Consider the following 15,084-nt stretch of genomic DNA (forward strand, 5'->3'; position numbering starts at 1 on the left):
TGAACGGGGTGAAGCCGGCGCACCGGCAGAACCCTGGCCGTGCGACTGACATGCATCCCCCTGGCCTGCCAACTGGTTGATTCCAGTCTGCGGACAACTTCGAACTACGTTTTGCATCGCGCCCGGATGCGGCTGCAGCGTGCTTTATTTTTTCGTCTTCATGGATTTCCTGTCGAGAATCGGACAGTTGCGCTAACGGCCGTGGCACTTTTCCGGGGAAAGCGTGTTGACCTCGGGAGGCGTGAGTCGAATATTCGGGCGCGTGTCGCGAGGGAGGCCAGAGATGCCGCGAACCGGCAAAGCGACACATGTTCCCATTTGTGGCATCGGGGCGTCGGCGGGCGGCGTGAAGGCATTGCGGGAGCTGCTGCGCGCATTGCCTGACGATCTTGGCCTCGCCTATGTGGTCATCCTGCATCTTTCTCCCGATCATCCGAGCCAGATGCGCGAGATATTGGCGGCAGCGACGCGCATGGCGGTTCATCAGGTGACCGACACGCCGGTGCTGAAGGCGAATTGCGTGTATGTGATCCCGCCCGATCGCGAACTGGTGATCGAGGGGAACAAGGTGCATGCGCGCGCCTTCAGCCAGCCACGCGGGCGCAGGGCGCCGATCGACATGCTGTTCCGGTCGATTGCCGAAGGACGGGGTGACGGGCTGGCGCTGGTGCTGACCGGGGCCGGCTCGGACGGCGCGGCCGGTGTGGCGGCGATCAAGGAAGGCGGCGGCGTGATTCTGGTGCAGGATCCGGAGGAAGCCGAATTCCCGTCGATGCCGCAAAGCGCCATTGCCACGGGGCTTGCCGATTTCATTGCACCCATCGAGCGATTGGCCGATCTGGTGGCCGATATTGCGAGAAGCAAGGACGCGGTGCGGTCGCTCGATGCGGCCGGCAATGCCAATGACCTGCGGCGGATCGTGGGAATCTTGCGGGCACGCACGGGGCATGATTTTTCGGGGTACAAGCGCGCCACCGTATCTCGGGGTGCTGCGGCGAATGCAGGTGCGGCAGGTGAGGACGCTGCCGGACTATGCGCGGCTTGTGCAGGAAGCCCCGGAGGAGGCCGGTGCGCTGCTGAGCGACATGCTGATTTCGGTGACGCAGTTCTTTCGTGATCCAGAAGCCTTCGAGACGCTTGCGCTTGAAGTGATCGCGCCGCTTTTCGATGATGTGTCGGAGGAGGGGATAAGGGCCTGGGTGGCGGGATGTGCGACGGGCGAGGAGGCCTACAGCATCGCCATGCTTTTTGCCGAGGAGGCGACGCGGCGCAAGGTGCGGGTGCCGATCCAGATTTTCGCGACCGATCTCGATGATGATGCGCTGGCGGTGGCGCGGCGCGGCTATTATCCGGGCACCATCGAAGTGGATGTGTCCGACGAGCGGCTCCAGCGTTTTTTCGTGCAGGAAGGCGAGGGCTATCGCATTCGCAAGGAGATCCGCGACATGGTGCTGTTCGCCGCACACAGCGTGTTGCGTGATCCGCCCTTCTTGCGGCTGGACCTCATAAGCTGCCGCAATCTTCTGATTTATGTCGAGCGGCCGCTGCAGGAGAAGCTGTGCTCGCTGTTCTATTATGGCTTGCGGCAGCAGCGGTATCTGTTTCTCGGTTCTGCGGAGACTGCGGATGCGGAGCAGCAGCTTTTCACGCCGATGCACAGGGAAGCACGGCTCTATCAATCACGCGCGCAAGCGCCGCGCACCCTGCCGATCATTGCCGACGGCGCCAGCGCCGGGCGGCAGGAACTGCGGGCAAGTGATGCAGCGCCCGGTCCGGCGGGGCGCGATGCCAGCCCCGTCGTGCTTCACGAGGCAGCGCTGGAACAGGCGGCCCCGCCGAGCGTGCTGGTCGATGATGCGCACCGCATCCTGCACCTGTCGCCCGGTGCGGGACGTTTTATCCTTCATTCCGGGGGGGTGTTCAGCGGCCGGCTTTCTTCAGTGGTGCTACCCGAACTGCGGCTCGACCTTGGCCATGCGATCGAGCGTGCCACCGTGCGCAAGCTGCCGACACTCACGATCGGCGTTTCGGCCAGAGTCGATGGCATGCTGCGCCGCATTGCGTTGAATGTCAGCCCGGTGCCCTCGGAGGAAGGCCCTGCGACCCATGCGCTGGTGCTGTTTCTGGACGGCGGGCCGGAGCAGGACGAGGGGGACGCGGGGGACGCGGATGAAGCCGGTGTCGGCTTCGGGCGAATGCGGTCCGAACTCAGAAGTGCGAAGGAAGCCCTGGCGGTCAGCCGCGCCGAGCACGAGTTGGCAATGCAGGAATTGCGCGCGGCGAATGAGGAGCTGCAATCGATCAACGAGGAGTATCGATCGACCGCGGAGGAACTCGAGACCTCCAAGGAAGAGCTCCAATCGATGAACGAAGAGCTGCACACGGTGAACGCCGAGCTGAAGAAGAAACTGCAGAGCATTTCGACCGCGCATGACGACCTGCGCAACCTGACAGCGGCTACCGAGATCGGCACGCTGTTTCTTGATCGACAGCTCGGCATCCGCATGTTCACGCCGCCGATTGCCGATCTGTTCAATGTGACCGACAGTGACATCGGACGGCCACTGACCGACTTCACCAACCGGCTGCGCAATCGCGCGATCGATGCCGATGTGCGCCGGGTGCTGGATGACCTGACGCCGCTCGAGGCCGAGATCGAAAGCGTTGACGGCCGCTGGCTGATGATGCGGGTGCGCCCCTATCGCACGGTCGAGGACCGGATCGACGGGGCGGTGGTCACGTTCATCGACATCGGCAGCCTGCGGAATGCGCAGTCGCGCGAGCTTGAGAGCGAGGCCAAGTATCGGCTGCTTTTCGATGCCATCGACCAGGGGTTCTGCGTCATCGAGATGATGATGGACGATGCCGGCAAGGCGGTCGACTATCGGTTCCTTGCGGTCAACCGCGCCTTTGCCGAGCAGACCGGCATTGCCGATGCCGTGGGGCGGACGATGCGCGAGATTGCTCCGACGCATGAAGACCAGTGGTTCGAGAATTATGCGCGGGTTGCGGAGACGCAGGTTCCGGAACAGCTGGAGGGACCGGCGGCGGCGCTGGGCCGCTATTTCGAAGTTCATGCCTTTCCGTTCGGCGAGCCAGGCGAGCGGCAGGTGGGGGTTCTTTTCCAGGAGATCACCGAGCGGCGCCGCGCCGAAACCGAGCGCCAGATGCTGACGCTCGAACTGAGCCATCGGGTGAAGAACACGCTGGCGGTGGTACAGGCGCTCGCCAGCCAGACCAGCCGCAACATGACATCGGTCGAGCAGTTTCGCACGACGTTCATCGGCCGGCTGCATGCGCTGGCGCGGGCGCATGACCTGCTGCTGGCGACGCAGTGGAACTCGGCCGACATCAAGAAGCTCGTCGAGACGGCGCTCGATGTTTATGCGACGGCCGGGGCCGATGCGATTTCGATCAAGGGGCAGCAGGTCGATCTCACGCCGAAGCAGGGGTTGGGACTTTCGCTGATCTTGCACGAGCTTTCGACGAATGCCGCCAAATATGGGGCGCTCTCGACGCCGGAAGGGCGGCTTTCGGTGCGTTGGGAAGTGATGAAGACCGATCTGATGCACGAAATCGTGTTCGTGTGGGAGGAGCGCGGTGGCCCTGTGGTGTCTCCGCCAGCATCGCGGGGGTTTGGCACAAGGCTTATCGAGCGCGCCAGCCGCTTTGAAATGGGGGGAGAGGCGGAACTGAAGTTCGAGCCGGAGGGTTGTACCATGAACCTCTGCTTTTCAGTTGGCTAGGACGTGTGATGTCAGTTTATCCGGAGTTGCACGGGTGCCGCGTGCTTGTCGTTGAGGATGAGCTGCTGGTCGCCATGGCAGTGGAGGACCTGCTTACGGAGGAAGGCTGCGACGTGCTGGCGACAGCATCGACGGTGAGCGAGGCGCTGAAGCGCGTTGAAGCCGACGGGCCGGCGCTCGTGATCCTGGATCGCAACCTGCATGGCGAGCGGACATCGGAGGTGGCTGTGGAGCTGACGCGCCGGCAGATCCCATTTGTCGTGATGACGGGCTATGTGAGCGGAATCTCGGATGATCCCACGATGGTAGGGGCGCCGCTGATCGCCAAGCCGTGGAACGAGGCGGCGCTGCTTTCAGGGATGCGGCAGGCACTGGTCGAGGGGCGCTCGGCTGAACGCTGAAGGGTTACAGTTCGATCCCGCGTGCGGGTTCGACACGGTTGTTGCGGATGCGGCGCGAAAAGCCGGGATCCGGGTGAGGGCCGGCAGCGACGGGGCCGATATGGCTGCGCGCCACCAGCGTTTCCAGCGGCACGCTGCGGCTGACGAACTCGCGCTCGCGGAGATATGACGGCAGCTTGCCGGGGAGCAGGATGCGCCAATCGAGCGCGATGCGCCGATCGAGCCGGTGCGCCATCGCATAGATGACCGTGGTGCAGTTGGTGGTGAGCGTGTGGTACCAGCGCGGGTTGGCGGCGAGCGTGTTGGCCACGGCGACATATTCGCCCAGCAGCGCGCGGGTGGTGGCCTGCTGCATGTCCAGCCGGAAGAGTCGCACATCCTCCCCGCGCACGGTGGCGCGAACCTTGACGATGTCGCGCTCGTCGGCGGCGATGACCGCGAGTTCATACTGCTTGAAGAAGCCGGCATAGGGCGAGTAGCTCTCGCCGCGCTGCTTGCGGATCTCGATCGAGAAGGCGAGGGGCAGGGAATCGGTGAAGTTGAAGCTGATGATGGCGTGGGCGACCGACTCGCCCGACCAGTGGCTGAGGAAAAGATCGGTGCTGGTGAGGGCGGCGAGATTGTAGCGGCGGGTCTCCCAGCGCTGGTCGAAATCGGTTTCCGAGCGCCAGACGAAGTTGCGGACGTTCTGGACGGTGAGGATGTCGCCATCGATCTGTGCGGTGGCGATGTGCGCCATGTCGGGCTGCCAGTCGCGGTCGTGGCTCGGGCGCAGCGTGGCCCACCACAGGCCGATGCCGAGCCAGAGCGTGGCGATGAGCAGCAGGCCACGACGATTGCCGGGGAGCCAGAGCCAGCGGGCCGCGATGATGGTGGCGATGAGGAACAGCGCCACGGCGGCGATGCGCAGCGGGGTGGGGGCGGGGAGGCGATACCAGAGCGCGCCGCTGGCCCAGAGGCTGGCGGGGAGCAGCAGCAGCGACACCAGCCCGAGCAGGACGAAGCGCGTCAGGCGAATTGGGCCTGATAGCGGGTGAGGCCGGCTTCGAGATCGGCGATGAGATCGGCTGCGTCTTCGAGGCCGATGCTGAGGCGGACGAGGGGGCCTGGGAAGGCGGTGCGGGTGGAGCTGCGGCAGCCTGCGAGATCGACGGGGAGGGCGAGCGATTCATAGCCGCCCCAGGAGAAGCCCATGCCGAAGTGGTGGAGGCCATCGAGGAAGGTCGCGAGATCGGCGCGGGTGCCGCGCTTCAGCACGAAGGCGAACAGGCCGGTGGCGCCGCTGAAATCGCGGGTGAAGAGGGCGTGATCGGGGTGCGAGGGCAGGGCCGGGTGGAGCACGCTGTGGACGGCGGGATGGGCTTCGAGCCAGCGGGCGACGGCGAGGGCGCTGGCTTCGTGGCGATCGAGGCGCAGGCCGAGCGTGCGGAGGCCGCGCAGTGCAAGCGCGGCATCATCGGGGGAGACGTTCATGCCGAGGCGGTAGTGGGCGCGGCAGAGGCGGGGCCACAGTGCTGCGGTGGCGGTTGCGGAGCCCATCATCACGTCCGAATGGCCGCCGACATATTTGGTGAGCGCCTGGATGCTGATGTCGACGCCCAGCGCCAGCGGCTGCAGCCGGAGCGGGGTCGCCCAGGTGTTGTCGAGGATGGTGGTGATGCCGCGCGCCTTTGCGGTGGCAGTGATAGCGGGCAAATCGTGCACCTCGAAGGTGAGCGAGCCGGGGCTTTCCAGCAGGATGGCGCGGGTTTCTGGCGTGAAGTCCGAGGTGATGTGGCAAGTGCGCGGGTCGAAATAGCGGGTGGTGATGCCGAGTGGCTTGAGCAGTTGGTCGGCAAAAAGTCGGGTGGGCTCATAGGCGCTGTCGGTGACGAGGAGTTCGTCGCCGGCCTTGAGGACGGCGAGGAGGGCGGTGCTGATGGCGGCGACGCCCGAGGGGTAGAGTTTTGTGCCGGCGGCGCCGGGCTCGAGCGAGGTGAGGGCGTCTTCGAGCGCCCAGATGCCTGGCGTGCCGCGGCGACCGTAATAAAGGCCTGAATCGGGGGCCCTGATGGCGGCATCGAGGGCAGCGAGGGTGGGGAAAAGGATGGTGGAGGCGCGCGCCACCGGCGGATTGACGAAGCGCGCGGTGGCGCGCGGTTCGCGGCCGGCGGTGGCGAGGCGGGTGCCGAGCCCGAGCGCCGACAGATCGGCCGGGGGCTGGCGGCGCGGCATCAGCCGCCGCTGGCCGAACCGGTGACCACCGGCGTGTTGGGCGAGGCGCCCCATTCGGACCAGCTGCCGTCGTAGATCGCCATGGCGGGGTGGCCGAGCATTGCTGCGGCGAAGGCAAGGGTGGCCGAGGTCACGCCCGAGCCGCAGGTGCCGACGATGGGTTTTTCAAGGTCGATTCCGGCTTCGTCGAAGGCGGCCTTGATCTCCGGCAGGGACTTGTAGGTGCCTTCAGGCGTGAACAGCCGGTCGAAGGGGAGCGACTTCGAGCCGGGGATGTGGCCGCTGCGCAGATCGGCGCGGGGCTCGGGCTCGGTGCCGAGGAAGCGGCCCTCCGAGCGGGCATCGACGACCTGTTCGCCCTTGGTGCGGAGATTGTCGATCATCGCCTTCATGTCGCGCACCAGGCTCTTGTCGGCCCAGACGGTGAAGTGGCGGTGGCGGACGACTGGCTTGCCGCTTTCGGTGGCGCGGCCCTCGGCCTGCCACTTCTGAAAGCCGCCATCGAGGATGGCGACTTCGTGCGCGCCGAACAGGCTGAGCATCCACCAGACGCGGGCGGCGGAACGCAGCGGCGAATTGTCGTAGACGATGATGCGGCTGCCATCGCCGAGGCCGAGCGCCTGCATGCGGCTGGCGAATTTTTCGGCCGTGGGGAGCATGTGCGGCAGCGGGGAGCTGGTGTCGGACACTTCGTCGATATCGAAGAACACCGCACCCGGAATGTGTGCGGCTTCGAACTCGGCGCGGGCGTTGCGGCCATGCGGCGCCAGGAACATGCTCGCGTCGATGATGCGCAGATCGGTTTTGCCGAGCTCGGCTGCGAGCCAATCGGTGCTGACCAGAAGGTTCATTGTCACTACTCCCCGAGCTTACCGTCCGCGCGATGCTTTGGAGGGGTGACATAAGTGCGTCGTGTCGGCATGTCACCATGACAATTCCGCTGTACCCCAAGGATTTTTGCATGACCGACACTTTGCATCTGGGAAAGGCATCGAGTCTGCCCGCTTCGCCCGACGCTGCGGTGCTCGATTTCCCGGTCAATCCGCGACCGGGGCTCGATTATCTGGTGCGTTTTGCAGTGCCCGAATTCACCTCGCTGTGCCCGGTAACGGGCGCGCCGGACTTTGCGCATCTGGTGATCGATTATGTGCCGGGCGAGCGGATCGTCGAATCCAAGTCGCTCAAGCTCTGGCTCGGATCGTTTCGCAACCATGCCGGCTTTCATGAGGATGTGACGGTGGGGATCGGTGCGCGGCTGGTGGCCGAGATGTCACCGAAGTGGCTGCGCATCGGCGGCTATTGGTATCCGCGCGGCGGCATTCCGATCGATGTGTTCTGGCAATCGGGGCCGGTGCCGGACGGGCTGTGGCTGCCCGACCAGGGTGTTTCGGGTTATCGGGGGAGGGGTTGATGCGGACTTTTCTGGCAGCTCTGCTGCTCATGCCGGCGGCGGTGCAGGCGCAAGGTGCTGATGCGCAGCTGAAGGCGATCTATGAGGCGGAATGGGCGTGGCGCGGCGCCGAGTTCGGCCAGGTGCAGGATGGGCTGCGCAGCAAGCCGGGGCCGAAGTTTGCCGGGCAGACGCCGGCGGACTGGGACCGCCGCAAGGTACATTGGCAGGGCGTGCTGAAAGCGCTGGACGCGGTGCCGACCGAGGGGCTGTCTCGCGAGGAGCGGCTGAACAAGGCGGTGCTGAGCGAGCTCATTCGGGCGGATGTGGCGAACATCGGCTGGCGGACCTATGAGGCGCCGCTCAACAGCGATTCGTTCTTCTGGGGGCGGGTGAAGCCATATTCGGCGCTCGATGGCGTGGAAGATTACCGGCGCTATCTCGGGCGGCTCGGCGATGTGGGGCGGTTCTTCGACGAGAATATCGCCAACATGCGTGCCGGGATGAAGCGCGGCTATACGGTGCCGCGTGTATCGCTGACCGGACGCGACAAGACGATCGAGCCTTTTGTGGTGAGCGGGGCGGAAAACCCGCTGATGGAGCCGTTTGCGCGGATGCCGGATTCGATTCCGGCCGAGGAACAGGCGAAGCTGCGCGCCGAGGCGCAGCGGCTCGTCGATGGCGTGGCGGCGCCTGCGTTTGCCAGGCTGCTGGGGTTCATGCGGACCGAATATATGCCGGCGGCGCGGACGAGCATTGCGGCGAGTGCGCTGCCCGATGGGGCGGCGTTCTATGAGGATCAGATCAGGGAGTATACGACGCTCGACCTGACCGCCGACGAGATCCATGCGATCGGGCTGACGGAGGTGGCGCGGATCGATGCCGACATGAAGGCGACGATTGCGCAGACGGGGTTCAAGGGGAGTTTCCCCGAGTTTCTGCAGTTCTTGCGCACCGATCCGCAATTCTATGCGCGAAGCCCACGCGAGTTGCTGGGCCATGCCGCCTATGCCGCGAAGCGAATGGACGGCAAGCTGAAGGACGTGTTCACGACGCTGCCGCGGTTCCGGTTCACGATCGTGCCGGTGCCCGATGCGATTGCGCCGATCTATACGTCGGGGCGCGGTGGCCTCGCGGCGTGCCAGTTCAACACCTATGACCTGAAATCGCGGCCGCTCTACAATCTGACGGCGCTGGTGCTGCACGAGTGCGCGCCGGGGCACAGCCACCAGGCGGCGATGGCGCTGGAGGCACCCGACCGGCCGGCGTTCCGGCGCGAGAGCTATTTCTCGGGCTATGGCGAGGGCTGGGGGCTTTACACCGAGTGGCTGGGGACGAAGCTCGGCATGTACGAGACGCCGTATGAGGAATTCGGCCGCGAGACGTTCGAGATGTGGCGCGCGGTGCGGCTGGTGATCGACACCGGCATGCATTCCAAGGGCTGGAGCCGCGAACAGGCGATCGAGTATCTGGCGTCGCACACCGCACTTGCGCGGCTCGATGTGGAGAATGAGGTCGACCGCTACATCAGCTGGCCGGGGCAGGCGCTGGCCTACAAGCTGGGCGAGCTGCGCATCCGGGCGCTGCGGGCGGAAGCGGAAGCGGCATTGGGGTCGAAGTTCGACCAGCGGCCGTTCCATGATGCGCTGCTGAATATGGGGAGTGTGCCGCTGCCGGTGATGGAAAGCGAGATGCGGGCGTGGATTGCGGCGGAGAAGGGCAAGACCAGCGTACAATAGTTCGCAGCATGGTGTCGCAGCTTGCGGCCGATCTTGTGTTTCGGTGACTTTCTGGCATCCTCGGCATCTGGATTTGATGCGGAGTTGCTTGTGATGTTGATGAGGGTTTCTGCGGCCTTTGTTTCATTAACATTGTCGGCGCCAGTGCTGGCACAGACAGCGGACCAGTCAAGGCGGGATGAGCCGGTGATTGTCGTCACCGGCATCCCGATCGAAACGCTCAAGAGCGAGCATGATGGCTGTGTGGTGGCGAGGTGTGCCACGGTCGAGGACATCGGCAAGTCGCTGGCCTATGCCGAAGGGCTGTTCGTGGCGGGGGACTATCGCGATGCGCGGCGCGTGCTGGCCAAGGCGATCGGCCGCAACCGCGGGGCGGCGGCGCAGGAGCCGGTGCTGGTTTCGCAGCTCTACCGCGCATCCGGGCGGATTTCAGCGCATCTGGGCTATGGCGATCGCTACCGGATGGACACCCACCGCATCGTGCAAACGCTGAAAGAAGGTGCGCAGCGCGACGAGGCCGAGCTGCTGCTGGCTGAGTTGGAAGTGGCGGAAATGAGCCTGAAGATGGGCAATCGGCAGCTCGCCGAGCGCACTCTGGCGATGGTGGAAGAGCGCGCCATGGCGGCCGACTTTCAGAACATCGCCGCAATTGCATCATTGCGGAAGGCGCTGGTGCCGTATCTGGGGTTCGGGCGGAAGGACTGGTCGGTGCGGCGGCTGAAGGCCTTGGCGCGACGGGAGGGCGATGAGTATACGGCCGGGGTGCGGGTGTCGGCCAAACTGCTGATTGCGCAGCTTTCGGCGCGGAGTAATACGGCACCCGATGTGTCGCGGTTGCTCGATGACGAGACGAACTTGCCGCCCCGGCAGGTGCTGGTCTGGTCGCCGCCGTTTGTTGCAGGCAAGACGCCGATGGTGCGCAACGAGCTGGGCAGTGTCTCGGTGCCGCAAGTCAATAATGTCAACGATCGCTGGGCCGATGTCGGGTTCCGGGTGCTGCCCGATGGCAAGGTCGATGACGTGACGGTGCTTCGGCGCAATGGCCCAGGCGATTGGCTCGATCGATCGGTCGAGCAGGTCGAGGGGCGTGTGTATACGCCATTGCCGGCGACGGCAGCCGACGACGGCGTGGACGGCGATTACCGGGTCGAGCGGCACACGTTCATTGCCTTTTACGGGCCGGTGAAGGGATCAAGAATTGAAGCCCGCAACGGCCAGCCGCGCGTGGAAATCGTCGACCTGACGTTGCGCTAGGGCGCAGTGCGGCTCGCCGTGATGCGGACGTCGATTTCGTCCGGCCGGGGGTTGATGAAATCGAGACGGGTGCGGCCATCGGCGGTGCGCGACACGGTGGCGGGGATGCTGCTGTTGGTGAGCGCCCAGCCCTGCGGCAGCACCACGGCGTTGGCGGCGCGGCCGAAGCTGCGGTGCCAATCGAGCTCGCCGGCGCTGAGCTTGTAGCGCGCGGTGTCGGTATAGGTTTCGGTGATGCGGATGCGGCGGGTTTCGCCAGCACCGACGGGCGTGAAGCGGAAGACGACGGCCTCGGTGGTCTCGGTCACGTCTTTCAGCTCGGGGGCGGTGGCTTTGAGGGCAGCGCCGCGCAGGATTTCGTGGGGGATGGGTGCACCGGTGTCGAGGTCCTGCGCCGAGGGGTCTGATACCGTGCTGCCGGTGCGGACGATGTTGACGTAGGTGGCGGTGCCGGGGCGGCTTTCGGTATAGTCGTGGGTGAGGTTGAAGCGGCCGGTTTCGGGGGCTTCGAGATAATAGACGATATTGCGTGTTTGCAGCGCGCGTTCGGGGAGTTTGCCGGCCTGGGGGGAGACGGCGAAGCGCGCCTTGCGGGCTTGCAGGCGGAGCGGGGCGGCCGCACCCGAGCTGTTCCAGAAGGAGATCATCACCCGGCCATCGGGCTGCTGGAGGATCTGGGCGGGGACGTTGGAGCCGATGAGCTCATAGCCCGGGGGCAGCACCACGGCGTTGCGCGCGATGCCGAGCGGGCGATCGAAGAACAGCGTGCCATCCTTTTCGTAATAGGAGGGGGCATCTTCATAGGTCTTGTCGATGAAGACGCGGGCACCTCCGCCGGGGGGGACCGGACGGGCGAGGCTGACTTCGATGTAGCGGCCATCGGGACGCGCGTTCAGGACGCCGCCGGCCTGGGCGGTGGCGCCATCGACTTCGCGAAAAGGCAGCGGCTTGCCGGTGGCGCGATCGGCAACGCGCTCGTCGGTGGCGGCACTGCCGGGGCGGATGGGGTTGTAATAGGCGGTCGCACCCGGCGTCGTGGCGGTGACATCGTAGAGGATGCGGAACTTGTGGGAGGCGGGGTCGAGCAGCTCGTAGCGGGTATAGCCATCGGCCTCGGTCTGGCGCGCGGGGGCGGCAAGTGCGGGGGTGGCGAGGGCGAGGCTGAGGAGCAGGATCTTCATGGCCGCTACCGTGGGCGCGGGCGGGCAGCTTGTCTGCAAGGATTTATGGCAGGCCGGTGAGTTTGTGGGTTTGCAGGCTCAGCCGCCAGCGCGGGTTTTCGAGGCAGTAGCTGATGGCGGCCTGGGTGTTTTCGGCTTGGGCGGGGCCGTCCATCGGTTGCAGGAAGAAATGCTCGAAGGCGAGGAGGTCGAAGCGATCGGGCATCGCCTTGGGCTGGGGGAAGACGAGCTTGAGCTCGTTGCCGGCGGTGAGGGCGAGCGGGGCATCGGCCTTGGGGCTGACGCAGATCCAGTCGATGCCTGGCGGTGCTGGCTGGGTGCCGTTGGTTTCGATGGCGATCTCGAAGCCGCGGGCGTGGAGCGCGTCGATCAGCGGTGCGTCGAGCTGGAGGAGCGGCTCGCCGCCGGTGCAGACGATGAGGCGGTGGGCGCGGGGGGTGCCCCACATCTGCGCGGCGGCATCGGCGAGGGTGACGGCATCGGCGAACTTGCCGCCCCCGGGGCCGTCGGTGCCGACGAAATCGGTGTCGCAGAAGGTGCAGACGGCGGTGGCGCGGTCGGCTTCGCGGCCGGTCCAGAGGTTGCAGCCGGCGAAGCGCAGGAAGACGGCGCGGCGGCCGGTCTGCGCGCCCTCGCCCTGCAGGGTAAGGAACAGCTCCTTCACCGCGTAGGTCATAGGGCGGGGTCGGCTATGCCGGCTTCGGTGAAGCCCTTGGCGCGGAGGCGGCAGCTGTCGCAGGCGCCGCAGGGGCGGCCCTGGGGTGTGGGATCGTAGCAGGACCAGGTGAGATCCAGCGGGGCGTTCACCTTGGCGGCGGCGTGGACGATGTCGGCCTTGCTCATATGGGCGAGCGGGGTGTGGACGGTGAACTTCTGGCCTTCGTCGCCGGCCTTGGTGGCGGTGTTGGCCATGGCTTCAAAGCTATGGATGAACTCCGGCCGGCAATCGGGATAACCGCTGTAATCGAGCGCGTTGACGCCGATGACGAGATCGCGGGCATCGGCGGCTTCCGCCCAGCCGAGGGCTACCGAGAGGAAGATGGTGTTGCGCGCCGGGACATAGGTGACCGGGATGCCGGGCTCTACACCGCCCTTGGGCACATCGATGTCGGCGGTGAGGGCGCTGCCGCCGAAGCCGCGCAGATCGAGCGGCAGGGTGATGTGGCGCTCGACGCCGAGGGCTGCCGCGACGCGGGCGGCGTGTGCCAGCTCGATGCGGTGGCGCTGGTTGTAGTCGATGGTGAGCGCCAGCAGGCGATAACCCTTGGCTTTCATCATCGCGGCAGCGGTGGTCGAATCGAGGCCGCCCGAGAGGAGGACGACGGCGAGATCAGGCATCGATGCGCCAGACTTTGGAGCAGAACTGGCAATCGACGCCGATCATGCCGTCTTCGCCGCGCATGTCGGCGCGCTCGGCTTCGGGGAAGCGGCCCAGCACTTCGGCGATGTGCGCCGGCGAGCAGCGGCAGCCGCGCGAGGGGGCGGCGCCGGGGAAGAGCCGCACTTCCTCCTCATGGAACAGCCGCCAGAGCAGGGCTTCCGGGGTGAGTTCGGGATCGGCGAGCTCAGCTTCCGTGATGCTGCTGGCCAGCGTGCGCATGTGCTGCCAGTCTTCGGGCTCGGGGGCGCCGTCATCCTCGGCGAAGCGGCGCGACTGGCCGTCCTCGCCGCGCGGCAGATATTGCAGCAGGATGCCGCCGGCGCTGTAGCCGGTTTCCGGCGTGCCGATGAGGCCGGTGCGGATGAGCGTAGGGATCTGCTCGGAGGCGCGGAAATATTGCTCGATCGCGGCGGCGATGCCGCTGCCTTCCAGCGGCACGATGCCCTGATAGCGCTCGTTGGTGTCGGTCTGGTCGAGGGTGACTGCCAGATGGCCTTCACCGAACATGGCTTCGAGCGGGCCGGCGGGGGTGGCGGGATCGCCCTTGAGGTATCCGCGCAGCGCGCCGGCGTTCCAATCGCAGACCAGCAGGTCGAGCGGGCCTTTCGCTTGTGCCTGCAGCGTGAGGCCGCCGATCGTGTCGCGCAGCGTTGCGCCGACGAGCGCGGTGGTGACGAGCGCTTCGGCCAGCGTCGCGGCGAGCGGGGGGGGATAGGCATGGGCGGCGAGGATGGCGGTGAGGCTGGTATCGAGCCGCACCAGCCGGCCGCGCACGTCGCGCGCCGGCACCGAAAAGCCGAGGTTGGCGTCATGCGCCGGGGCGAGGCCTTCGAGCACCATCAGGCGTCCAGCTTGCCGAAGCACCAGAGCAGGATGGCCTTTTGCACGTGGAGGCGGTTCTCGGCCTCTTCCCATACCAGGCTGGTGGGGCCGTCGATGACATCGGCTGTCACTTCCTCGCCACGGTGGGCGGGGAGGCAGTGGAGGAAGATGGCGCCCGGGGCTGCCTTGGCCATGAGCGCGGCATCGACCTGGAAGGGCTGCATCGCGGCGAGCTTCGACTTGCTGTCGGGCTGGCCCATGCTCACCCAGGTGTCGGTGACGACGACATCGGCATCCTCGACGGCAGCGGCGGCGGAGCGATAGAGGCCGATGCGGCCGCCGCGGGCGCAGGCGGTGGCGACGACGGCGGCATCGGGATCATAGCCGTGCGGCACGCCGACGCGGCAATCGAAACCGAGGACGCTGGCGGCCTCGATGAGCGAATTGGCCATGTTGTTGCCATCGCCGAGCCAGGCCCAGGTGCTGCCGGCAACCTTGCGGCCGGCATGCTCCTCGAAGGTGAGGATGTCGGCAAGGACCTGGCAGGGGTGGCTGATGTCGGTGAGGCCGTTGAGGACGGGAACGCTGGCGGCATTTGCGAGCGTTTCCAAGGTCGCGTGGCTGTTGGCGCGCAGCACTATGGCGTCGACCATGCGGCTGAGAACGCGCGCGGTATCGTCGACCGGCTCGCCGCGGCCGAGCTGCATTTCGCCGGCGGACACGGTGATGGTGTCCCCGCCCAATTGCCGCATCGCCTGGGCGAAGCTGAAGCGGGTGCGGGTGCTCGGCTTTTCGAAGATCAGCGCCAGCGTGTGGCCGGCGAGCGGGGCATCGGCATCGTGCTTGCCGCGCGGCCAGCCGGCGCGGGCCGCTTTGCGGGCATGGGCTTCATCGAGAATGGCCCGGAGGCCCGCCGCCGTTGGGGTGGCGAGATCGAGAAAATGGCGCATGTGCAG

General features: G+C 66.2%; 14 protein-coding genes. 6 read left to right on the plus strand and 8 right to left on the minus strand.

Annotated features, from left to right (window positions below):
• The first annotated feature begins 283 nt into the window (after nucleotides 1–283).
• From FHS79_RS00400 to FHS79_RS00410, 3 genes are read left to right on the plus strand one after another with little or no spacing between them, the layout of a single operon-like run.
• On the plus strand, nucleotides 284–1,117 hold the full coding sequence (locus tag FHS79_RS00400; RefSeq protein WP_279380400.1) for a chemotaxis protein CheB: 834 nt from the start codon (nucleotides 284–286) through the stop codon (nucleotides 1,115–1,117).
• The gene (locus tag FHS79_RS00405) at nucleotides 1,014–3,746 is read left to right on the plus strand and encodes a CheR family methyltransferase (RefSeq protein WP_184193649.1); all 2,733 of its coding nucleotides are present in this window, start codon (nucleotides 1,014–1,016) and stop codon (nucleotides 3,744–3,746) included. Before FHS79_RS00400 ends, FHS79_RS00405 begins: the two co-directional genes overlap by 104 nt.
• A gap of 8 nt (nucleotides 3,747–3,754) precedes the next feature.
• Nucleotides 3,755–4,147, plus strand: coding sequence for a response regulator (locus FHS79_RS00410; protein ID WP_184193652.1), 393 nt, complete (start codon nucleotides 3,755–3,757; stop codon nucleotides 4,145–4,147).
• Between the two features lie 4 nt (nucleotides 4,148–4,151).
• On the opposite strand, the gene FHS79_RS00415 is transcribed toward FHS79_RS00410, so the two are convergent.
• Genes FHS79_RS00415 through sseA form a run of 3 tightly spaced genes read right to left on the minus strand, consistent with a single transcriptional unit; the run spans nucleotide 4,152 to nucleotide 7,212 of the window.
• Complete coding sequence (locus tag FHS79_RS00415; protein ID WP_184193655.1) at nucleotides 4,152–5,132, minus strand: lipoprotein N-acyltransferase Lnb domain-containing protein; 981 nt, start codon at nucleotides 5,130–5,132, stop codon at nucleotides 4,152–4,154.
• A gap of 23 nt (nucleotides 5,133–5,155) precedes the next feature.
• A complete protein-coding gene (gene metC, locus FHS79_RS00420) occupies nucleotides 5,156–6,361 on the minus strand; it encodes a cystathionine beta-lyase (RefSeq protein WP_184194065.1) in 1,206 nt (401 codons plus the stop codon).
• Nucleotides 6,361–7,212 (minus strand): 3-mercaptopyruvate sulfurtransferase, encoded by an 852-nt coding sequence (sseA, locus tag FHS79_RS00425; RefSeq protein ID WP_184193659.1) that lies wholly within the window; start codon nucleotides 7,210–7,212, stop codon nucleotides 6,361–6,363. The genes metC and sseA overlap by 1 nt, the downstream gene beginning before the upstream one ends.
• A gap of 110 nt (nucleotides 7,213–7,322) precedes the next feature.
• Here sseA and queF point away from each other — a divergent pair, with 110 nt between their 5' ends.
• The 3 genes from queF (at nucleotide 7,323) to FHS79_RS00440 (ending at nucleotide 10,744) form a co-directional block, all read left to right on the plus strand.
• The gene (gene queF / locus FHS79_RS00430; protein WP_184193661.1) at nucleotides 7,323–7,772 is read left to right on the plus strand and encodes a preQ(1) synthase; all 450 of its coding nucleotides are present in this window, start codon (nucleotides 7,323–7,325) and stop codon (nucleotides 7,770–7,772) included.
• Entirely contained in the window at nucleotides 7,772–9,490 is a 1,719-nt protein-coding gene (locus FHS79_RS00435) for a DUF885 domain-containing protein (protein ID WP_184193664.1), read from the plus strand. The genes queF and FHS79_RS00435 overlap by 1 nt, the downstream gene beginning before the upstream one ends.
• 186 nt (nucleotides 9,491–9,676) lie before the next feature.
• Complete coding sequence (locus FHS79_RS00440) at nucleotides 9,677–10,744, plus strand: hypothetical protein (RefSeq protein WP_184193667.1); 1,068 nt, start codon at nucleotides 9,677–9,679, stop codon at nucleotides 10,742–10,744.
• On the opposite strand, the gene FHS79_RS00445 is transcribed toward FHS79_RS00440, so the two are convergent.
• The 5 genes from FHS79_RS00445 to argF are packed head-to-tail and all read right to left on the minus strand — an operon-like array spanning nucleotide 10,741 to nucleotide 15,078.
• Nucleotides 10,741–11,925, minus strand: a complete 1,185-nt coding sequence (locus tag FHS79_RS00445) for a hypothetical protein (protein ID WP_184193670.1) — start codon at nucleotides 11,923–11,925, stop codon at nucleotides 10,741–10,743. The genes FHS79_RS00440 and FHS79_RS00445 overlap by 4 nt on opposite strands.
• Nucleotides 11,926–11,968: 43 nt before the next feature.
• Nucleotides 11,969–12,601: a 7-carboxy-7-deazaguanine synthase gene (queE, locus tag FHS79_RS00450; RefSeq protein ID WP_184193673.1), complete on the minus strand. Its 633-nt coding sequence runs from the start codon at nucleotides 12,599–12,601 to the stop codon at nucleotides 11,969–11,971.
• Complete coding sequence (gene queC, locus FHS79_RS00455; RefSeq protein ID WP_184193677.1) at nucleotides 12,598–13,263, minus strand: 7-cyano-7-deazaguanine synthase QueC; 666 nt, start codon at nucleotides 13,261–13,263, stop codon at nucleotides 12,598–12,600. Before queC ends, queE begins: the two co-directional genes overlap by 4 nt.
• Nucleotides 13,256–14,146: an Hsp33 family molecular chaperone HslO gene (gene hslO / locus FHS79_RS00460; RefSeq protein ID WP_184193680.1), complete on the minus strand. Its 891-nt coding sequence runs from the start codon at nucleotides 14,144–14,146 to the stop codon at nucleotides 13,256–13,258. The genes queC and hslO overlap by 8 nt, the downstream gene beginning before the upstream one ends.
• On the minus strand, nucleotides 14,146–15,078 hold the full coding sequence (gene argF / locus FHS79_RS00465) for an ornithine carbamoyltransferase (protein WP_184193683.1): 933 nt from the start codon (nucleotides 15,076–15,078) through the stop codon (nucleotides 14,146–14,148). The genes hslO and argF overlap by 1 nt, the downstream gene beginning before the upstream one ends.
• Nucleotides 15,079–15,084: the final 6 nt, after the last annotated feature.

It is taken from the genome of Polymorphobacter multimanifer (assembly GCF_014205635.1).
Lineage (GTDB): Bacteria > Pseudomonadota > Alphaproteobacteria > Sphingomonadales > Sphingomonadaceae > Sandarakinorhabdus > Sandarakinorhabdus multimanifer.

What these genes read in the sequence shown, in the direction of transcription:
- FHS79_RS00400 (WP_279380400.1), top strand. Translation starts at nt 284, where the DNA reads ATGCCGCGAACCGGCAAAGCGACACATGTTCCCATTTGTGGCATCGGG.
- FHS79_RS00410 (WP_184193652.1), top strand. Translation starts at nt 3,755, where the DNA reads ATGTCAGTTTATCCGGAGTTGCACGGGTGCCGCGTGCTTGTCGTTGAG.
- metC (WP_184194065.1), bottom strand. Translation starts at nt 6,361, where the DNA reads ATGCCGCGCCGCCAGCCCCCGGCCGATCTGTCGGCGCTCGGGCTCGGC.
- sseA (WP_184193659.1), bottom strand. Translation starts at nt 7,212, where the DNA reads ATGAACCTTCTGGTCAGCACCGATTGGCTCGCAGCCGAGCTCGGCAAA.
- queF (WP_184193661.1), top strand. Translation starts at nt 7,323, where the DNA reads ATGACCGACACTTTGCATCTGGGAAAGGCATCGAGTCTGCCCGCTTCG.
- FHS79_RS00435 (WP_184193664.1), top strand. Translation starts at nt 7,772, where the DNA reads ATGCGGACTTTTCTGGCAGCTCTGCTGCTCATGCCGGCGGCGGTGCAG.
- FHS79_RS00445 (WP_184193670.1), bottom strand. Translation starts at nt 11,925, where the DNA reads ATGAAGATCCTGCTCCTCAGCCTCGCCCTCGCCACCCCCGCACTTGCC.
- queE (WP_184193673.1), bottom strand. Translation starts at nt 12,601, where the DNA reads ATGACCTACGCGGTGAAGGAGCTGTTCCTTACCCTGCAGGGCGAGGGC.
- queC (WP_184193677.1), bottom strand. Translation starts at nt 13,263, where the DNA reads ATGCCTGATCTCGCCGTCGTCCTCCTCTCGGGCGGCCTCGATTCGACC.
- hslO (WP_184193680.1), bottom strand. Translation starts at nt 14,146, where the DNA reads ATGGTGCTCGAAGGCCTCGCCCCGGCGCATGACGCCAACCTCGGCTTT.
- argF (WP_184193683.1), bottom strand. Translation starts at nt 15,078, where the DNA reads ATGCGCCATTTTCTCGATCTCGCCACCCCAACGGCGGCGGGCCTCCGG.